General features: G+C 64.7%; 18 protein-coding genes. 8 read left to right on the plus strand and 10 right to left on the minus strand.

The window, feature by feature from the left end:
• Positions 1-113 precede the first annotated feature (113 nt).
• Complete coding sequence (locus tag LOY42_RS17420; RefSeq protein ID WP_258598602.1) at positions 114-1,967, plus strand: alkaline phosphatase D family protein; 1,854 nt, start codon at positions 114-116, stop codon at positions 1,965-1,967.
• A gap of 29 nt (positions 1,968-1,996) precedes the next feature.
• On the opposite strand, the gene rssC is transcribed toward LOY42_RS17420, so the two are convergent.
• Positions 1,997-2,479 (minus strand): anti-sigma factor antagonist RssC, encoded by a 483-nt coding sequence (gene rssC / locus LOY42_RS17425; protein WP_023631332.1) that lies wholly within the window; start codon positions 2,477-2,479, stop codon positions 1,997-1,999.
• Positions 2,476-3,660 (minus strand): two-component system response regulator RssB, encoded by a 1,185-nt coding sequence (gene rssB / locus LOY42_RS17430; protein WP_102684499.1) that lies wholly within the window; start codon positions 3,658-3,660, stop codon positions 2,476-2,478. Before rssB ends, rssC begins: the two co-directional genes overlap by 4 nt.
• A 269-nt stretch (positions 3,661-3,929) precedes the next feature.
• Here rssB and LOY42_RS17435 point away from each other — a divergent pair, with 269 nt between their 5' ends.
• The gene (locus LOY42_RS17435; protein ID WP_102684498.1) at positions 3,930-4,229 is read left to right on the plus strand and encodes a PilZ domain-containing protein; all 300 of its coding nucleotides are present in this window, start codon (positions 3,930-3,932) and stop codon (positions 4,227-4,229) included.
• A gap of 48 nt (positions 4,230-4,277) precedes the next feature.
• Here LOY42_RS17435 and LOY42_RS17440 read toward each other — a convergent pair whose 3' ends face one another.
• Positions 4,278-4,985 carry a VacJ family lipoprotein gene (locus tag LOY42_RS17440; protein ID WP_139672352.1) on the minus strand — a complete coding sequence of 236 codons (708 nt, stop codon included), beginning with the start codon at positions 4,983-4,985 and terminating at the stop codon, positions 4,278-4,280.
• A gap of 329 nt (positions 4,986-5,314) precedes the next feature.
• Here LOY42_RS17440 and LOY42_RS17445 point away from each other — a divergent pair, with 329 nt between their 5' ends.
• Together LOY42_RS17445 and LOY42_RS17450 are read left to right on the plus strand one after the other, a co-directional pair.
• A complete protein-coding gene (locus LOY42_RS17445) occupies positions 5,315-5,866 on the plus strand; it encodes a phosphonoacetaldehyde phosphonohydrolase-related protein (RefSeq protein ID WP_258598604.1) in 552 nt (183 codons plus the stop codon).
• Positions 5,867-5,989: 123 nt separating this feature from the next.
• A complete protein-coding gene (locus tag LOY42_RS17450) occupies positions 5,990-6,253 on the plus strand; it encodes a DUF4404 family protein (RefSeq protein WP_031315272.1) in 264 nt (87 codons plus the stop codon).
• Between the two features lie 118 nt (positions 6,254-6,371).
• Here the strand turns inward: LOY42_RS17450 and queF are convergent, their stop codons facing one another.
• Complete coding sequence (gene queF, locus LOY42_RS17455; RefSeq protein WP_139672358.1) at positions 6,372-7,202, minus strand: NADPH-dependent 7-cyano-7-deazaguanine reductase QueF; 831 nt, start codon at positions 7,200-7,202, stop codon at positions 6,372-6,374.
• A gap of 68 nt (positions 7,203-7,270) precedes the next feature.
• On the minus strand, positions 7,271-7,789 hold the full coding sequence (locus LOY42_RS17460) for a plastocyanin/azurin family copper-binding protein (protein ID WP_139672360.1): 519 nt from the start codon (positions 7,787-7,789) through the stop codon (positions 7,271-7,273).
• A gap of 158 nt (positions 7,790-7,947) precedes the next feature.
• Between LOY42_RS17460 and LOY42_RS17465 the strand changes: the two genes are divergently transcribed.
• Complete coding sequence (locus tag LOY42_RS17465; protein WP_102683161.1) at positions 7,948-8,628, plus strand: heavy metal response regulator transcription factor; 681 nt, start codon at positions 7,948-7,950, stop codon at positions 8,626-8,628.
• A complete protein-coding gene (locus LOY42_RS17470) occupies positions 8,625-9,971 on the plus strand; it encodes a heavy metal sensor histidine kinase (RefSeq protein WP_258601261.1) in 1,347 nt (448 codons plus the stop codon). Before LOY42_RS17465 ends, LOY42_RS17470 begins: the two co-directional genes overlap by 4 nt.
• 101 nt (positions 9,972-10,072) lie before the next feature.
• Here the strand turns inward: LOY42_RS17470 and LOY42_RS17475 are convergent, their stop codons facing one another.
• The 3 genes from LOY42_RS17475 to LOY42_RS17485 form a co-directional block, all read right to left on the minus strand.
• Entirely contained in the window at positions 10,073-11,317 is a 1,245-nt protein-coding gene (locus LOY42_RS17475) for a lipoprotein-releasing ABC transporter permease subunit (protein ID WP_102683170.1), read from the minus strand.
• A gap of 62 nt (positions 11,318-11,379) precedes the next feature.
• Positions 11,380-12,063 (minus strand): lipoprotein-releasing ABC transporter ATP-binding protein LolD, encoded by a 684-nt coding sequence (gene lolD / locus LOY42_RS17480; RefSeq protein WP_172670900.1) that lies wholly within the window; start codon positions 12,061-12,063, stop codon positions 11,380-11,382.
• Between the two features lie 7 nt (positions 12,064-12,070).
• Positions 12,071-13,321, minus strand: a complete 1,251-nt coding sequence (locus LOY42_RS17485; protein WP_046856390.1) for a lipoprotein-releasing ABC transporter permease subunit — start codon at positions 13,319-13,321, stop codon at positions 12,071-12,073.
• A gap of 93 nt (positions 13,322-13,414) precedes the next feature.
• Between LOY42_RS17485 and LOY42_RS17490 the strand changes: the two genes are divergently transcribed.
• Positions 13,415-13,999 (plus strand): PilZ domain-containing protein, encoded by a 585-nt coding sequence (locus LOY42_RS17490; protein ID WP_102683159.1) that lies wholly within the window; start codon positions 13,415-13,417, stop codon positions 13,997-13,999.
• A 30-nt stretch (positions 14,000-14,029) separates the two neighbouring features.
• On the plus strand, positions 14,030-14,746 hold the full coding sequence (locus tag LOY42_RS17495; protein WP_258598606.1) for a glycerophosphodiester phosphodiesterase family protein: 717 nt from the start codon (positions 14,030-14,032) through the stop codon (positions 14,744-14,746).
• Between the two features lie 48 nt (positions 14,747-14,794).
• On the opposite strand, the gene sthA is transcribed toward LOY42_RS17495, so the two are convergent.
• Together sthA and LOY42_RS17505 are read right to left on the minus strand one after the other, a co-directional pair.
• Positions 14,795-16,189, minus strand: a complete 1,395-nt coding sequence (sthA, locus tag LOY42_RS17500; RefSeq protein ID WP_023631920.1) for a Si-specific NAD(P)(+) transhydrogenase — start codon at positions 16,187-16,189, stop codon at positions 14,795-14,797.
• A 203-nt stretch (positions 16,190-16,392) separates the two neighbouring features.
• On the minus strand, positions 16,393-17,427 hold the full coding sequence (locus tag LOY42_RS17505; protein WP_408981062.1) for an FAD:protein FMN transferase: 1,035 nt from the start codon (positions 17,425-17,427) through the stop codon (positions 16,393-16,395).
• Positions 17,428-17,443 lie beyond the last annotated feature (16 nt).

The following is a 17,443-nucleotide window of genomic DNA, read 5'->3' on the forward strand; positions in this document are numbered from 1 at the left end:
GGGCGGTTAATGCAGAGCATTTCCGCCCGTTTTCGTTGGGGCCGCATTCCCCATAACCAGTGGGAGCGGGCTTGCCCCGCGATAGCGTCATAGCAGACAAAGCCGAGCCATAGATGATCCCCAGCACCACCCTCCCCCTCGTCCTTGCCGGCCCGGTACTGCGCCGCCTGGAGCCCCAACGCCTGGCCATCTGGCTGGTCGGCTCACAACCGCTGCAAGCCGAATTTCTCCTCGATCAGGCCGGCATCGGCGCCACTGTGCACTGCGAGATGATCCCGGTCGGTACCCACGCCTTCATACACCTGCTGGACATCCACTTCGATCAGCCGCTCCCCAGCGACGTGGCCCTGGAATACGACCTGCGCCTGGCCAACGGCCAAGGCATCGCGGACTGGGCCCCACACCTGCTCTATCCCGGCGCCAGCCGCCCTAGCTTCGTGCTACGCCAGCGCCTCGACCAAGTGCTCCACGGCTCCTGCCGCAAGCCTCATCACCCGGCCGCCGACGGCCTGCTGTGCGCCGACCGCCTGCTGGCCACCGGCCCGCGCCCCGAGGAGCGCCCCGCCGTACTGTTAATGAGCGGCGACCAGGTCTATACCGACGATGTCGCTGGCCCCATGCTGCGTGCCATCCACGGGTTGATCGAGCGCCTGGGGCTGTTCGACGAGGCACTGGACGGCGCCCTGGTCGACAGCGGCGCCGCGCTCTACCAGCACCCAGCCTGCTATTACCACCGCGCCGACCTGCTGCCGGCCCAGGAAGGCAACGAGACCCTGCGTGAGCGCTTCTTCGGCGGCAAGCGCAAGCCGATCTTCTCCTCCAGCAACGCCGACAACCACCTGGTGACCTTCGCCGAAGTCATGGCCATGTACCTGCTGGTCTGGTCGCCGCTGCCCTGGTCGCTGGTGGGCATGCAGATGCCACCCGGCCTCACCGACAAGCGCCAGGCCCGCTACCGCCACGAGCTGCCTCTGATCGAGGCCTTTCGCGACGGCCTAGGCCAGGTGGCGCGGGTCATGGCCCACCTGCCCTGCCTGATGATCTTCGACGACCACGACATCACCGATGACTGGAACCTGGCGGCGCAGTGGGAACAGACCGCCTACGGCCATCCGTTCTCGCGGCGGATCATCGGCAACGCCCTGCTCGGCTACCTGCTGTGCCAGGGCTGGGGCAACGACCCGGACGGCTGCGCGGCGCTGGCCCGACGGTGCCGGCAGATGGGCGAGGCGCGGGATGAACTGATTGGCGAACTGCTGCACTTCCAGGGCTGGCAATACGCGCTGCCGAGCAACCCGCCGCTGCTGGTGCTGGACACCCGCACCCGGCGCTGGCGCAGCGAGCGCAATCTGGCCAAGCCTTCGGGCTTGCTCGATTGGGAGGCACTGAGCGAGCTGCAGCAGGCGCTGCTCGATCACCCGTCGGCGATCATCGTGTCGCCGGCGCCGATCTTCGGGGTCAAGCTGATCGAGACCGTGCAACGGGTGTTCAGCGCCCTGGGCTACCCGTTACTGGTCGATGCCGAGAACTGGATGGCGCACCGGGGCGCGGCGCAGGTGGTGCTCAATATCTTCCGCCACTCGCGCACGCCGGGGCATTACGTGGTGCTATCGGGCGATGTGCACTACTCATTCGTCTACGAAGTGCTGATCCGCCATCGCCAGAGCAGCCCGCACTTGTGGCAGGTGACCAGCAGCGGGATCAAGAACGAGTTTCCCCGGCGCCTGCTGGATGTGCTCGACCGGCTCAACCGCTGGCTATATTCGCCGCGCTCGCCACTCAACTGGTTTACCAAGCGTCGGCAGATGGAAGTGGTGCCGCGTACGCCCAGCCGCAGCAAGGCCGGGGAACGGCTGTGGAACAGCGCGGGGCTGGGGCAGGTATTCTTCGATGACCAGGGGCGGCCCGCGCGGGTGTATCAGTTGAATGCCGACGGTTCGCCGGCTACGGCGTTCATCAAGGACTGAAGCCATCGCGGGGCAAGCCCGCGATGGGGTCAGGATCTTTCCAGCGCGCTCACCAGGTCATGGAACGCCTCGCGGTTGGAGTCGTTCAAGCCCATGAGAATCTTGTGCGCCTCCAGCACCTTGGAGCGCACCACGCTCTCGTCCTGGTCCTGGGACGGCAGGTCGGTCAGGCACTCCGGGCACGGCACCGGGCGGTCAACGATGTTGAACACCTGGTCGAAACCCATTGACTGCAACAGCCGGGAGATGTCCGGGTTGGTGGTAACCACGGTCGGCAACAGGCCGACCTTTTGCCGGGACAGGATCGACAGCTTGGCCAGCAGGCCCAGGGTGGTGCTGTCGATGCTTTCGGTTTCGGTCAGGTCGATGACGATGGCCGAGAAGTTCAGCGCGGTGAAGATCTTCTCGATCGTCGCATCCAGTGCCGAACACAGGGTCAGGCGCACTTCACCGACAAATTTCAGAACGAAGGTCCCGCTTTGCTCGGCGAACTGGATTCTACCAGTACTCATTCAAGGTTCCTGCTCAACACCAATAGGGCGATATCATCCGGCATCTCCCCAAGCGTAGCCAATTCGAATCGTTGGCGCAGCCCCTCCAGGCTGCCCCCCGCCGCCTTGACGATTTCCGGCAAGGCAGCTTCCTTATCTTTGAGTGTGTCCCCGGGCAAAAGGTCCAGAATGCCATCGGACATCAGGGTGAGGCTGAACTGCGCTGGCAGTTCCAGCACCAGGTCCTGGTAGCTGGCCTCGTCGAACAACCCCACCGGCAGGCCGCGGCCTTCGAGGTAGCGGGCCTGGCCCGGGGTATACAGCACCGGCAGCGGCAAGTGGCCGCCGACGCTGTAGGTGAGCAGGCCGGTGTCCTCGTCGATGACCCCACCGACCATGGTCACATGCTTGCCCAGCTTGCAGTTGATCAGGCCACGGTTGATGTGGCTGAGCACCTGCGAAGGCTTGAACTCACGCATCTTGCCGCCACGCTTGAATTCGAACAGCAAGCGCGTGGTCATGAACTTGAGCAGCACCGTGACGAACGCCGACGAGGCACCATGGCCAGACACGTCCGCCAGGTAGAAGGCAATGCGCCGGTCGTCCACGCGGAAGTAGTCGGCGAAATCCCCCGATAGGTACAGCGACGGGATGATCTGGTGCTCGAAAGCGAAATCGCCGGCCACCCAGGGGTTTTCCGGCAGCATGTTCATCTGCACCTGGCGCCCGGCGGTCTGGTCCTCCTGCAGCAGGTGCAGGCTGGCCTCCAGTTCGCGGTTGGCGGCTTCGAGCTTCTCGCGGTAGCGCTGGTTCTCCAGCACCAGGCGCGATCGGTCGAGCGCGCGGCGCACCGAGTGCTCGAGCACGGCCAAGTCTTCCAGGGGCTTGATCAGGTAGTCCGCCGCGCCCAGGCGCAAGGCTTCGACCGCGTCGCTCATCACGCCGGCACCGGACACCACGATCACCGGCAACTGCGGCGCGAGCTCGCTGATCCGGCGGATCAGTTCGAGGCCGCCCATCTGCGGCATGCGCAGATCGCAGATCACGAGGTCGGGCTGGTGTGCTTCGAAGACCTGGAGGCCCTGCTGACCGTTACCGGCCTGGAGGACGCTGAAGCCGCTGTCTTCCAGATAAGCGGCGAGGCTGGCACGGACCACCTCGTCGTCATCGATGATCAGCAGCGTTGCACTGGGTTTCTGCATGTGGGCGAACGGCGCCAGATTTGGGTTGGCGTAGCGGCTGTGGAGAAACGACAGACGGCTACTGGAATGCTCTCTAGCCACTCTCTACTTGAGTTGTAGGACAAGAAGACTGGTCCGGCAAATAGCGAGGTGCCCTGTAAGGCGCTGACGGTACTCCCATCCGCCTGGCGTTTCAAGCATGGGCAGGTAGACTTCCCTGCACTTTACAGGGCAAATCACCCGGCGTTATAAGAATGTGGAGCAGCGCAACCTGACGAAAGGATGCAAGCATGTCACAGCACCCCGTGGATTACAGCGAAAAACGTGATTTCATTCGCATGCGTATCGATGCCGAGGTCCAGCTGCTGCAGGCCGACCAGGTTATCAGCGCTGTGTGCATCGACCTCTCCAGCACCGGCATGCAGGTGCAGGCGCCGCAGCGTTTCCAGGTAGGCGACCGCCTTGAGGTACGCATCGACTCCGACCACACGGCCCTTGCCGGGCTGCATGCCAGCACCGAAGTGGTATGGATCGCCGACCAGCCAGGCGGTGCGCAGCGCTTCGGCTTGCGCATACTGGCCATGCATTGAACTGTTACGAAAAAGGCGACCCGAGGGTCGCCTTTTGCGTAAGCAGTGTCAGAAGTCGTCTTCGACCTCGCCGTCCTTGACCTTGAACTCGCGGTTCTGCAGGTAGGCGTTGCGCAGGAAGATGTATTTGTCGCCCTGCATCAGCTTCTCTGCCGACAGCAGGCTGGCGCGGGTGTCGATCACGTCCAGGGCGAGGATCGAGTTGCGCGTCGGCACATGGTCGATGTAGCGGTAGGGCTCGGTGTAGGAGTCCGGGTACTTGGCCAGGCCGTCACGCACGGTGCTTGGGCCAAGGAACGGGATGACCACGTACGGCCCGCTGGGCACGCCCCAGTAGCCGAGGGTCTGGCCGAAGTCTTCATCGTTGCGCTGCAGGCCCATCTTGGTGCCGACATCGAAGAAGCCGCCCAGGCCGAAGGTGGTGTTGACGATCAGCCGCGCCGTGTCGACGCCCGCCGCACGGGGCTTGAGCTGCAACACGTTGTTGGCCAGGTTGGTGACGTCGCCCAGGTTGCGGAAGACGTTGTGGATGCCATCTTCGAGGAACTGCGGGGTGACGTATTGATAACCCTGCGCCAACGGCTTGAGGGCATAGGTGTCGAGGACGTCGTTGAACCGGAAGATCGGCCGGTTCACCGCCTCCCAGGGATCCTCCTCCGTGGCTGCCTGAGTAGCCGCCACGGGCGCCAGCAGCAAGCTGGCGCAGACACAGGCCTGGGTGACTCGCTCGATCACTCCGGCACCGATCCTACGCATAGATGTTTCTCCATCGGATTTCACGGCGGCAACGGCCTTTGGCACGCTGCTCGATAGGGCGCAAGTATACTGGCTTGCTGGCCGAACGATAGTTTTACATATCAGCGTCAAGAATTTGTGAACAACTGTAGGCTCTGTACGAAATGTATCTGCACTCGCCCATGCGGCGTTGAAACGGGGCTCGGAATGCTCATGTACTCCAGTACACTCCGCTTCCTCCCGCGTTTCGCTTTGTCTGGCCTTCGCGCAGACACATTTCGTACAGACCCTGGTCGTCATCCGTCGGTAACAATCGCTGGATAGCCTGCGGGTTATTTAGGGACGTTGCCATGCAAGACGCACCCGCCTTCACCGCTGTGCTGTTCGGCCTGCGCGGCTGCCTGGTACAGGCGACCGACGGCGGCCCCCTGCCCGCCCCCGGCGCCCTGGATTCCCTGCTTCGCCTGCGCTCGCAGCAGGTGCCGTGCATCTGGCTTGACGAACTCAGCGCCACCCTGGGCAAACGCCTGAGCAGCGTGCTACCCGACTGGCTGCCGGGCCACTGCGCCAATGGCAGCAAATGGCCCACCCCCAATGCCTGCTGGCAGGCGCTGATGAACTTGCAAAGCCAGCGCCTGGACGGCTGCGTGCTGGTCAGTGGCGAGCCGCTGCTGTTGCAATCGGGGCTCAATGCCGGCCTGTGGACGGTGGGGCTTGCGGCCTGCGATCAGGGCTCAGCGCAATGGCAGGCACTGAGCCGGCAGGAACGGGAGCTGGCCCGCGGCAAGGCCACCCTGGCGCTGTTCGGCCTGGGCGTGCACTCGGTGATTGACCACCTCGAATCCCTTGATGCCTGCCTCGCGGATATCGCCCAGCGCCGGCAAAAAGGCGAGAAACCCTGATACATCCCCGTTGATACGGGTCATGCAAAGCGCCGGCAGGTGGATTACGCTAGAAGACAGGCCCGAACCTTTGCCGCTTCGCTGAGGTCCATGCCTTGCCAAGTCATTGATGGAGTAAGAACAATGCCTGCCCGCGAACTGCAAGAGCGCCTGAATAGCCTGCGCGAGCAACTGGATCGCAATGTGCCGCTTTCGGAAGAGGAGCTGGCCAGCCTGCATGAAGAAGCCAGGCAGATCGAGGCCCAGCTGAAGCTTGAGGAAGCCACCCCGGACAACAACCTCGTCGACGGCGTGAACCTCGCCATCGAACGCTTCGAGGCCGAACACCCCGACCTTACCGCCACCCTGCGCAGCATTGCCAACTCGCTGCACAGCATGGGGATCTGAACCCAAGGGGCTGCGTTGCAGCCCATCGCCGGCAAGCCGGCCCCCACAGGGATTGCGCCAATCTGCTCTCTGTGGGAGCTGGCTTGCCGGCGATGGGCCGCTTCGCGGCCCGGTTACATTACTGCCGCACCAACCGCAGGTTCTGTGGGTTGATCGCCCCGGTGCTGCGGTACGGGTTGATATCCAGCCCCCCCCGGCGCACATACCGTGCATACACCGTCAGGTGCTCAGGCTTGAGCAGGTTCTTCAGGTCCAGGTAGATCCGCTCCACGCACTGCTCGTGGAAATCGGCATGCTGGCGGAAGCTGATCAGGTAGGTCAGCAGGCTGGCATGGTCCAGTGCCCGCCCTTTGTATTCCACCACCACGCTGCCCCAGTCCGGCTGGCCAGTAACCGGGCAGTTGGATTTGAGCAAGTGGCTGTGCACGGTCTCTTCCACCACGCGATCCGCCGCGCAGCGCAGCAGTTCAGGCTGCGGTTGCTCGTAGTTGCTGATGCTCACATCCAGCGCATCGATGCACTGGCCCGGCAAGGCGCTCACGCCTTGGCCTTCGACCTCGGCCAAGGTGCTGACCTTGACCGCGACCGGTTTGCCCGCAGCGGCAGACAAGTCGTTCGCCAGGCACGCCTGCAACTCGGCCACCGAGGCGAACACGGTCTGGTTCAGCGAGTTGAGGTACAGCTTGAAGGACTTGGACTCGATGATGTTCGGCGAGTCGCAAGGGATGGCGAACTCGCCGATGGCCACCACCGGCTTGCCCGAAGGCAGCAGCCAGGACAGCTCGAAGCAGTTCCAGAAATCCACGCCCTGCCACGGCAGCGCGTCGCCACTCACGCCCAGCTCGGCCCACTTGGCCAGGCGCGGGATAGGGAACAGCAGCGAGGGGGTGTAAGTGGCGATGTATTCGCTGGACTTGCCCAGCGGGGAGTGTTCGGCGGCGGGATGCATGGAAACTGACCTGAAGGTTCGAAATTGCCCCTAGTCTACCGGTTTTGCACCCCGCCTTGGAGCCGATGTCACTCGATGGTCAGCGGCCCGACCATGCCGGCCTGGTAATGGCCCGGTACGTTGCAGGCGAACTCGATGGGCGCCGATTTGCGGAAGGTCCAGGTCAGCTCCGCGCGCTGGCCAGGCTGCACCAGCACGGTGTTGCCGGTGTCGTGGCCATGGCCGCCGCCCATCATCTGGCTGTGGTCCATCTGGCCATGGTCCATGCCTTCGTGATTCATGCCGGCGGTAAAGATCTTGCCCTGCATGGCGACCATTTCCTTTTGATGTGCGGCATGCATGGCCTTGTCGCCGAGATTGAACTCGTGGGGCAGCTTGCCTTCATTGACCAGCACGAAACGTACGGTTTCGCCGGCCTTGACCTTGATGCTCTTGGGTTCGAAGGCGATGTCCTTGAGCACCACCTCGACAGTGCGGGTGGCCTTGGCTGCCGGCGCCGGCTCGCCGAAAGCGAAGGGTTTGGCTTCGCCAGCGAAGGTGGGCAGGCTGGTCAGGGCAAGCGCGGCGGTGAGCAACAGGTGTTTCATGGGTGACTCCAGATCAATGCAGCGAAGATGGCACCATTGTCGAAAAGGCTGGCTGGCAGCTGGCTGACGGGAAGATTACAACTTTGTCAGCTTGGGCAGGCCGCCAGATCGTCACGTATCATTTCGGCATCACGTTGGCCCGAACCGTTGGTAAACACATGAAACTGCTGATCGTCGAAGACCAGGCCAAGACCGGCCAGTACCTGAGCCAGGGCCTGAGCGAGGCCGGCTTCGCCACCGAACTGGCCAGCGACGGCGACACAGGCCAGCACCTGGCCCTGAGCGGCGACCACGACCTGCTGATCCTCGACGTGATGCTGCCGGGGCGCAACGGCTGGCAGATCCTCCAGGCGGTGCGCCAGGCCGGGCTGGACACCCCGGTGCTGTTCCTCACCGCCCGCGATGCCGTCGAGGACCGCGTGCACGGCCTGGAGCTGGGCGCCGACGACTACCTGGTCAAACCCTTCGCCTTCTCCGAACTGCTGGCCCGTGTACGCAGCCTGCTGCGCCGTGGCGCCAGTGCCAGCCAGGATACCTGCCTGGCCCTGGCCGACCTGCGCCTGGACCTGATTCGCCGCCGCGCCGAGCGCGCCGGTCAGCGCATCGACCTGACCGCCAAGGAGTTCGCCCTGCTCGAACTGCTGCTGCGCCGCCAGGGCGAGGTGCTGCCCAAGTCGCTGATCGCCTCGCAGGTGTGGGACATGAATTTCGACAGCGACACCAACGTCATCGAGGTGGCCATCCGCCGCTTGCGCCTGAAGATCGACGACAGCCATGCCGCCAAGCTGATCCATACTGTGCGCGGCATGGGCTACGTGCTCGAAGAGCGCCACGACTGATGCGCCGCCTGTCCCTGGGCCGCCGCCTGGCGCTACTGTTCGCCGCCTGCACCGCGGCCGTGTCGCTGGGCGCCGGCCTGCTGTTCAACCGCGCCAGCGAGCAGCATTTCGTCGAACTCGACCAGCAACTGCTCAGTGGCCGGCTTTCGCTGATGAGCAGCCTGCTTGCCGGTGTCACCACCCAGCAGCAACTGGCCACGCGTCTGCCGGCGCTGCTCAACGAGCTGAGCCACCAGTCCGACCTGGCCTTGCGTGTGCGCGGCGCCGACGGCGAGCCGTGGTTCGCCAGCCGGGGCGAGCTGCCGCAGGCCCCCACCCCTACCGGCCTGGCCACGCTGCACAGCCACGGGGTCGATTACCGCAGCCTCAGCGCGCCACTGGTCGACGGCCAGCCCGCTTCGCCACAACTGACCCTGTTCCTCGACATCACCCACCACCAGCACTTCCTGCAAGGCATGCAGCGGTTGATCTGGCTCACCGTCGGCCTGTCGGCGCTGGCCACCGCGCTGCTCGGTGCCTGGGCCGTACGCCGTGGCCTGAAACCGCTGCGGCAGATGGGCAAGGTGGCCGCCAGCGTCACCGCCGGCTCGCTAACCACGCGCTTGCCGGCCGCCGAGATGCCCGAGGAACTGGCCGAGCTGGCCGGCACCGTCAACGCCATGCTGCAGCGCCTGGACGATGCCTTCCAGCGCCTGTCGGCGTTCTCCGCCGACATCGCCCACGAGCTGCGCACGCCGCTGTCCAACCTGCTGACCCACACCCAGGTCACCCTCACCCGCCCGCGCAGCCTCGAGGAGTACCGCGAGGCCCTGCACGGCAACCTCGAGGAGCTGCAATGGATGGCCCAGCTGGTCAACGACATGCTCTACCTGGCCAAGGCTGACCACGGCCTGCTGATGCCCAGCCGCCAGGCGCTGGACCTGGCAACGGAGGCCGATGCGTTGCTGGAGTACTACGCGCCGCTGGCCGAGGACGCCGAGGTGCGTTTGTTGCGTGAGGGCCAGGCCCATGCCAAGGGCGACCGGCACATGCTGCGCCGGGCGCTATCGAACTTGCTGGACAACGCCCTGCGCTTCACCCCCGCCGGAGGGGAGATCCGGGTAAGCTTGGAGCCTGGGCTGCGCATCGTGGTAGCCAACACCGGGCCGGCGATTGCGCCGCAACTGCTGGAGCGATTGTTCGACCGCTTCTACCGGGCGGATCCGGCGCGCCAGGAAGGCAGCAGCGAGCATGCGGGGTTGGGGCTGGCGATCACCCGTTCGATCGTGCAGGCACATGGGGGACGCATCAGGGCAGAGTGCGCGGATGGCTGGACGCGGTTTGTGATCGAGTTGTCCGAATAGGGGCTGCTACACAGCCCATCGCTGGCAAGCCAGCTCCCACAGGGCTCTTGCAAGCCTGTACTTTGTGGGAGCCGGCTTGCCGGCGAAAGGGGCGCCATGCCTTACTCGTAACGCAACGCCATCGCCGGTTCGATCTGCGAGGCGCGGTACGCCGGGTAGATCGTCGCCAGGAAGCTCATCACCAGCCCCGCCACGCAGATGATCGCCACATCGCCCCATTGCAGCTCCGACGGCAGGCTGCTGATGAAGTAGATGTCGGAGGTGAAGATATGCTGCCCGCTGACCCGCTCGAGCCAACCGACCACCGCGCTCACGTTCAGCGCCAGGATCACTCCCAGCACCCCGCCAAGCAAGGTGCCGACGATGCCGATCAAGCTGCCCTGGACCATGAAGGTGCCCATGATCTGCGCCGGCGTGGCGCCGATGGTGCGCAGGATGGCGATGTCCGCGCCCTTGTCGTTCACCACCATCACCAGGGTGGCGATGATGTTGAACGCGGCCACGGCGATGATCATCATCAGCAGCAGGCCGATCATGGTCTTTTCCATCTTCATCGCGCTGAACAGGCTGCCCTGGGTGTGCGACCAGTCATCGGCGCGGTAGCCTTCGCCCAGGCCCGCGGCGATGGCCTTGGACACCTGTGGCGCGGCATACAGATCATGCAGCTTCAGGCGCACGCCCTGCACCTGGCCCGGTGCCCAGCGCTGCATTTCGCCGGCATCGGCGACGTGAATGTAGGCCTGCGAGCCATCCAGTTCGGCACCCACCTTGAAGATGCCGACCACGGTGAGGCGCTGCATGCGCGGAGTGATGCCGCCCGGTTCCTTGCTGATCTCCGGGACGATCAGGGTCAGCTTGTCACCGGTGTTCAGGCGAAAACGCCGCGCCGTCAATTCACCGATGACCACGCCATACTCGCCCGGCACCAATGCCTGCAAGCTGCCCTGGACGATGTGCTGGGTGACGATGGAGACCTTGCCTTCCTCGGTCGGATCGATGCCGGCGACCTGGATCGGCTGCATCGCCCCCTTGTACGAGAGCATGCCTTCCATCTCGGTGATCGGCGCGGCAGCCATCACCGCCGGATTGCCTTCGGCGGCGGCGGCGACCGTGCGCCAGTCGTCCAACGGCTGCGCGCCGAGGATCGCAGCGTGTGGCACCAGGCCAAGCACCCGCGAACTCATCTCGCGCTGGAAGCCGTTCATCACCGACAACACCGTGATCATGGCCAGCACGCCGAGCGACAGGCCGATCATCGAGGTCATGGAGATGAACGAGATGAAGTGGTTGCGGCGCTTGGCACGGGTGTAGCGGGCACCGATGAACAAGGACAAGGGTCTGAACATGAACGGGAACACCCAAGTAGAAAAAGAACCGGGGCCGCCTCACGGGGCCCCGCGCAAGCGACTCAGATCGCCACCAGGTGCCCGTCTTCCAGGCTCAGCACACGGTCCATCTGGCGCGCCAGGTTGAGGTCGTGGGTCACTACCAGGAAGGCGGTCTGCGAGTGGGTCGACAACTCGCGCATCAGTTCCTGGATGCCCTGGGCGGTGTGGTGGTCGAGGTTGCCGGTGGGCTCGTCGAGCATCACCAGGCCGGGGCGGTTGACCAGGGCGCGGGCAATCGCCACGCGCTGGCGCTCACCACCGGACAGCTCGGCCGGCTTGTGATTGAGGCGGTGGCCCAGGCCGACGCGCTTGAGCAGCGCCTCGGCGCGCTCGCGGGCCTCGCTGATCGGGGTCTTGCCGATCAGCAGCGGCATGCAGGCGTTCTCCAGGGCGGTGAACTCTGCCAGCAGGTGGTGGAACTGGTAGACGAAGCCCAGCGCGCGATTGCGCAGCAGGCCGCGGGCCCGCTCGCCCAGTGCCGACAGCTCTTCGCCGGCCAGCCAGACACTGCCCTGCGTCGGCGTGTCGAGACCGCCCAGCAGGTTGAGCAGCGTACTCTTGCCCGAACCCGAGCTGCCGACGATGGCCACCCGCTCGCCCGGGTGCAGTTCGAGGTTCAACCCTGACAACACCTGCACCGACTCCGGGCCTTCCTCGTAGCTCTTGCCCAGGTTGCGGCAGCTCAACACGGCTTTATCACTCATGCGCGACTCACTCATAACGTAGCGCCTCTGCAGGCTGGGTGCGCGAGGCGCGCCAGGCCGGGTACAGGGTGGCGAAGAAACTCAGGACCAGCGCCGCACCGCAGACCATGTACACGTCCTGGGCCTGGATCTGCGACGGCAGGTAATCGATGAAGTACACGTCGGCATTGAGGAACTTGTGCCCGATCAGGGCTTCGATGCCGGCGATGGCCGCGCTCACGTTGAGCGCGCCGAGGATGCCCAGCACCGCGCCGATCAGCGTGCCGACCACGCCGATCACCGTGCCCTGGACCATGAAGATGGCCATGATCTGCCCGGGCGTGGCACCCAGGGTGCGCAGGATGGCGATGTCGCCGCGCTTGTCGTTGACCACCATCACCAGGGTGGAAATGATGTTGAACGCCGCCACCGCGACGATCAGCAGCAGCAGCAGGCCGATCATGGATTTCTCCATGCGGATTGCCTGGTACAGGTTGCCGTGGGTGCGGGTCCAGTCCCGCGGATAGTACTCCTGCTCGCCCAGCTGCTGGGCAATGGCCCAGGTGGCGCGGGGGGCCTGGAACAGGTCGTCGAACTTCAGGCGCACGCCCTGGACCTGGTCGGCCTTCCAGCGATGCAGGCGCGACAGGTCGGCGATGTTGGTCAGGCCCAGGTAGCCGTCGATCTCGCCGGCACCGACATGGAAGGTGCCGACCACGGTGAAGCGCTTCATGCGCGGGAACATCCCCGCCGGGGTCACGCTGACCTCGGGGGCGACGAAGGTCAGCTTGTCGCCGATGGCCACGCCCAGCTTCTGTGCGGCCTTGTCGCCGATCATGATCCCCCACTCGCCCGGCGCCAGCTTGTCGAGGCTGCCGTCGAGGACGAACTTGTCGATGATCGACACCTCGCGCTCGCGGGCCGGGTCGATGCCGTTGAGCAGCACCTTCTGCACCTTGCCCTCATGGGTCAGCAGGCCCTGCATCTGGGTGAAGGGCGCGACCGCCAGCACCTGCGGATTCTGCTTTACTTTAGAGGCGAGGGCCTGCCAGTCGTCGATCGGCTGACCGGTCTCCAACGTGGCGTGAGGGATCATACCCAGCACGCGGGTACGCATCTCGTGGTCGAACCCGTTCATCACCGACAGCACCACGATCATCACCACCACGCCCAGGGCGAGGCCGATCATCGAGGTGAGCGAAATGAACGAGACGAAGTGATTGCGGCGCTTGGCACGGGTGTAGCGCGTACCAATGAATACGAATAGAGGTCTGAACATGTCGGGGCTTGTTCGGATGAAAGGGAACGTCCTTGTGGCGAGGCGCCTACGGCGGCTTTACACTCGGACCACCGCCGTAACCTTGGGTTCGCCATGACGACATTAGACGAAGAAGATCGCCGCGAATACTACCGCATCGAAGATCGGATCGCACTTCAAATCAGCCCCCTCAGCGCGGCCGAAGCCCTTGAGACAGAACTGTTGCAGGATGATTCGGAGCTGTTCAACCTGCTCAGCGAGCTGCACCTGTCGGACTTCGAGTCGCAACACCTGCTGCGCCAGTTGAGCGAGAAGGACCGCACCCTGGCCGCCTTCCTGCGCGCCCAGAACAAACGCCTCGACCTGCTCAGCGCCGTGGTCGCGCAAACCTTGATCGGCGAAATCGGCCAGCCGATGCCGGTGATCATCTCCGAAGGCGGCATCGAGTTCGCCCAGGCGCAGAAGATCGCGCCCGGCACCCGGGTCAAGGTGAAGATGGTGCTGATGCCCCGTGCCCATGGCCTGCTGCTGCGCGGCCGGGTCACCCATTGCGACCCGCGCCCGGACGGCGACTTCGAGGTCGGCACCGAATTCATCGACATGACCGACGCCCAGCGCCAGCTCCTGGCCCGCTACATCCTGCAGCGCCAGCAACAGCAACGGCGCCAGGCGCTGGAGCAGAACGAGCCGGACGCATAAGCCCTTTTTCCCTGATTTGAAGGAACGAACGTGACCCTGATCTATGGCCACCGCGGCGCCAAGGGCGAAGCACCCGAGAACACCCTGCAGAGTTTCCGTCAGTGCCTGTCCCATGGCGTGGACCGCTGCGAACTCGACCTGCACCTGTCGGCCGACAACGAGCTGATGGTGATCCACGACCCGACCCTCAAGCGCACTACCGGCAGGCGCGGCAAGGTAGTCGAGCACACCGCCGCCGAGCTGGTGACCTACGACGCCCGCAAGGGAGGGCCGGGCCATGTACAGCCCTGCCACATCCCACGGCTCGAGGAACTGTTCGAGAAGTGCCCGTTCGAGCATTGGCAACTGGAGGTCAAGAGCGCCTCGCGCACCCGCGCCGCCAGCACGGTGCTGGCGATCCGCGAACTGGCCCTGCAGCACGGCCTGCTGGACAAGGTGACCATCACCTCGAGCTCACGGGAAGTGCTCGGCGCCGCCCAGGAGCTGGTGCCCGACGTGAAACGCGGGCTGGTCGCCGAGTACGCCTGGCTCGACCCGTTGAAGGTCGCGCAGAACTACGGCTGCGAGATGCTGGCGTTGAACTGGACGCTGTGCACCCCCGAGCGCCTGATCAAGGCGCAGCGCCAGGGTTTGCACGTGTCGGTGTGGACGGTCAACGAACCGGCACTGATGCGCCGGCTCGCTGACTTTGGCGTGGACAGCCTGATTACAGACTTTCCCGGTTTGGCCAGGACCACCCTCGGGTAGGGCTGAAATCGGTCTCCCCGACCGGCTCAGGCCACCGGTCGGAGCCGCTCAAAAAAGCCGGTTCAGACCATCATAGGCGGCTACCCGATAGGCCTCGGCCATGGTCGGGTAGTTGAAGGTGGTGTTGACGAAGTATTTCAGGTTGTTCTGCTCGCCCGGCTGGTTCATCACTGCCTGGCCGATGTGGACGATCTCCGAGGCCTGGTAGCCGAAGCAGTGCACGCCGAGGACTTCCAGGGTCTCGCGGTGAAACAGGATCTTCAGCATGCCTTGCGGCTCGCCGGCGATCTGTGCGCGGGCCATGCTCTTGAAGAAGGCCTTGCCCACTTCGTAGGGCACCTTGGCCTGGGTCAGTTCCTGCTCGTTCTTGCCGATCGAGCTGATCTCCGGAATGGTGTAGATGCCGGTCGGCACGTCGTTGACGAAGCGCCAGCTGCCGTTGTCGACGATGCTGCCGGCCGCCGAGCGGCCCTGGTCGTGGGCGGCGCTGGCCAGGCTCGGCCAGCCGATCACATCACCGGCACCGTAGATGTTCGGCACGCTGGTGCGGTAGGTCTCGTCGACCTCGATCTGGCCACGGCTGTTGACCTTGATACCGATGTTCTCCAGGCCCAGCTTGTCGGTGTTGCCGGTACGGCCATTGCACCACAGCAAGGCGTCGGCCTTGATCTTCTTGCCCGACTTCAGGTGCAGGATCACCCCGTTGTCCAGGCCCTCGACACGGTCATACTCCTCGTTGTGGCGCACGGTGATGTTGTTGTTGCTGAAGTGGTAGCTCAGCGCCTGGGAAATCTCCGAATCCAGGAAGCTCAGCAGCTGGCCGCGGTTGTCGACCAGTTCCACCAGCACACCCAGGCCGCTGAAGATCGAGGCGTATTCGCAACCGATCACCCCGGCGCCGTAGACGATCAGCTTGCGTGGGGTATGGCTGAGGCTGAGGATGGTGTCGCTGTCATAGACGCGCGGGTGGTGGAAGTCGATGTCGGCCGGGCGGTATGGGCGCGAGCCGGTGGCGATGATGATGTGCTTGGCGTTGAGCTTCTCGACCACGCCGTTGGGGCAGACCACTTCGACGGTCTGCTCATCGGCGAAGCTGCCGGTGCCGACGAACACATCGACGCGGTTGCGCGCGTAGTAGCCGGTGCGCGAGGCGACCTGCTTGCTGATGACCTTCTCGGCGCTCTTGAGCACATCAGGGAAGGAGAACCAGCGAGGTTCGCCGATGGCGCGGAACATCGGGTTGGTGTTGAACTGCATGATCTGCCGCACGGAGTGACGCAGCGCCTTGGACGGGATGGTGCCCAGGTGGGTGCAGTTGCCACCGACCTGGCGACGGCTGTCGACCATGGCCACCTTGCGCCCTGCTTTGGCGGCGTTCATTGCCGCGCCCTCTCCGGCCGGGCCGGAACCCAGCACCACTACGTCGTAGTTGTAGACAGCCATGCGTACTCCTTCAGAACTGGCCCGCCGGCCGGATGGCCGCGGGGCGCGATCATGTCGCCGGGGCGCCATGAGAAAATTCGGGTGCAGTCTAATCAAGCGTGAACGCCGCGCACATTAACCCTTGGTCGCGTCGTAGGCCATTATTGCCTGCACTACATGTCGATTCACCGTTTCCCTGGCTTCGATCATCCGTGGCTTGCCTTTCACTTGCCTTTCACCCGCTGCTCGAAGGCCGGCGTGGAACGAGAGACGAAACCACCCTCGACCCGGGTCACCAGTACTGCGGCGATACCGTGGGCGATGGCGAAATCCCAGCCCTGCTGCGGCCCGAGGATCAACAACAGGGTCGAGTAGCCGTCGGCCAGCAGCGCCGAAGCGTCGAGCACCGTCACCGCCGCCAGGTCGTGCGCGACCGGGCGCCCGAGGCGGGCGTCGAAGGTGTGTGAATAGCGCCGGCCATTGTCCTCGAAATAATGCCGGTAGTCACCCGAGGTCGACACGGCCAGGTCCTGCACGTCGATGACCTGGCGGGCGATCTGGTGATCTTCGCGCGGCAGTTCCAGGGCCACCCGCCAGGCGCTGCCATCGGGCTTGCGGCCCACGGCCTTCAACTCACCGGTGGCCTCGGCAAGAAAGTTGTCGATGCCCATGGCGCGCAGGCGCTGGGCGATCAGGTCGACGGCGTGGCCGGCGGCGACGCTGTTGAAATCCAGTTCGACGGCGGCGTCCTTGCACAGGGCCTCGCCCTCAAGGCGCAAGTGGCGGTAACCCACGCGCAGGCGCGCCCTGGCCAGCGCCTGCGGCTCCGGCACCTGCATTTCGCGGGCCTGCGGGCCGAAGCCCCAGAGGTCGAGTAGCGGCTCGACGGTAAGGTCGAAGGCGCCCTGGCTCTGTTCGGCCAGGTGCTGGCCGAAAGTAACCAGTTCCAGCATGTCGGCATCGATGGGCAGGCACTGATTGGCCGGCAACTGGTTGAAACGGCTGACGATGGAGTCGCCGCGGTAGGTGGAGTAATGCGCGTCGATGGCCTGCAGGATGCCTTCGACCGCCGACTGCACCTGCTCCGGCGCCGGGCCGCCTGGCTGGCGCACGTACTGGATGCTGTAGCTGCTGCCCATGGTCGGGCCGCCGAAGCGCTCGAGGGTCGGGGCTGGCTTGCAGGCTGAAAGCAGCGTAAGGATGGACAACAGTAGTATCGCGCGCAAACGAGAGCTCTCAGGAGACTGCACTGACCTCATCGCCGGCAAGCCGGCT

It is taken from the genome of Pseudomonas sp. B21-023, assembly GCF_024749165.1.
Taxonomy (GTDB): Bacteria; Pseudomonadota; Gammaproteobacteria; order Pseudomonadales; family Pseudomonadaceae; genus Aquipseudomonas.

Coding starts and splice junctions, on each gene's coding strand:
- LOY42_RS17435 (WP_102684498.1), top strand. CDS start 3,930: ATGTCACAGCACCCCGTGGATTACAGCGAAAAACGTGATTTCATTCGC.
- LOY42_RS17475 (WP_102683170.1), bottom strand. CDS start 11,317: ATGTTCAGACCCTTGTCCTTGTTCATCGGTGCCCGCTACACCCGTGCC.
- LOY42_RS17490 (WP_102683159.1), top strand. CDS start 13,415: ATGACGACATTAGACGAAGAAGATCGCCGCGAATACTACCGCATCGAA.
- LOY42_RS17420 (WP_258598602.1), top strand. CDS start 114: ATGATCCCCAGCACCACCCTCCCCCTCGTCCTTGCCGGCCCGGTACTG.
- LOY42_RS17445 (WP_258598604.1), top strand. CDS start 5,315: ATGCAAGACGCACCCGCCTTCACCGCTGTGCTGTTCGGCCTGCGCGGC.
- rssB (WP_102684499.1), bottom strand. CDS start 3,660: ATGCAGAAACCCAGTGCAACGCTGCTGATCATCGATGACGACGAGGTG.
- LOY42_RS17450 (WP_031315272.1), top strand. CDS start 5,990: ATGCCTGCCCGCGAACTGCAAGAGCGCCTGAATAGCCTGCGCGAGCAA.
- lolD (WP_172670900.1), bottom strand. CDS start 12,063: ATGAGTGATAAAGCCGTGTTGAGCTGCCGCAACCTGGGCAAGAGCTAC.
- sthA (WP_023631920.1), bottom strand. CDS start 16,189: ATGGCTGTCTACAACTACGACGTAGTGGTGCTGGGTTCCGGCCCGGCC.
- LOY42_RS17440 (WP_139672352.1), bottom strand. CDS start 4,985: ATGCGTAGGATCGGTGCCGGAGTGATCGAGCGAGTCACCCAGGCCTGT.
- rssC (WP_023631332.1), bottom strand. CDS start 2,479: ATGAGTACTGGTAGAATCCAGTTCGCCGAGCAAAGCGGGACCTTCGTT.
- queF (WP_139672358.1), bottom strand. CDS start 7,202: ATGCATCCCGCCGCCGAACACTCCCCGCTGGGCAAGTCCAGCGAATAC.
- LOY42_RS17505 (WP_408981062.1), bottom strand. CDS start 17,427: ATGAGGTCAGTGCAGTCTCCTGAGAGCTCTCGTTTGCGCGCGATACTA.
- LOY42_RS17460 (WP_139672360.1), bottom strand. CDS start 7,789: ATGAAACACCTGTTGCTCACCGCCGCGCTTGCCCTGACCAGCCTGCCC.
- LOY42_RS17465 (WP_102683161.1), top strand. CDS start 7,948: ATGAAACTGCTGATCGTCGAAGACCAGGCCAAGACCGGCCAGTACCTG.
- LOY42_RS17485 (WP_046856390.1), bottom strand. CDS start 13,321: ATGTTCAGACCTCTATTCGTATTCATTGGTACGCGCTACACCCGTGCC.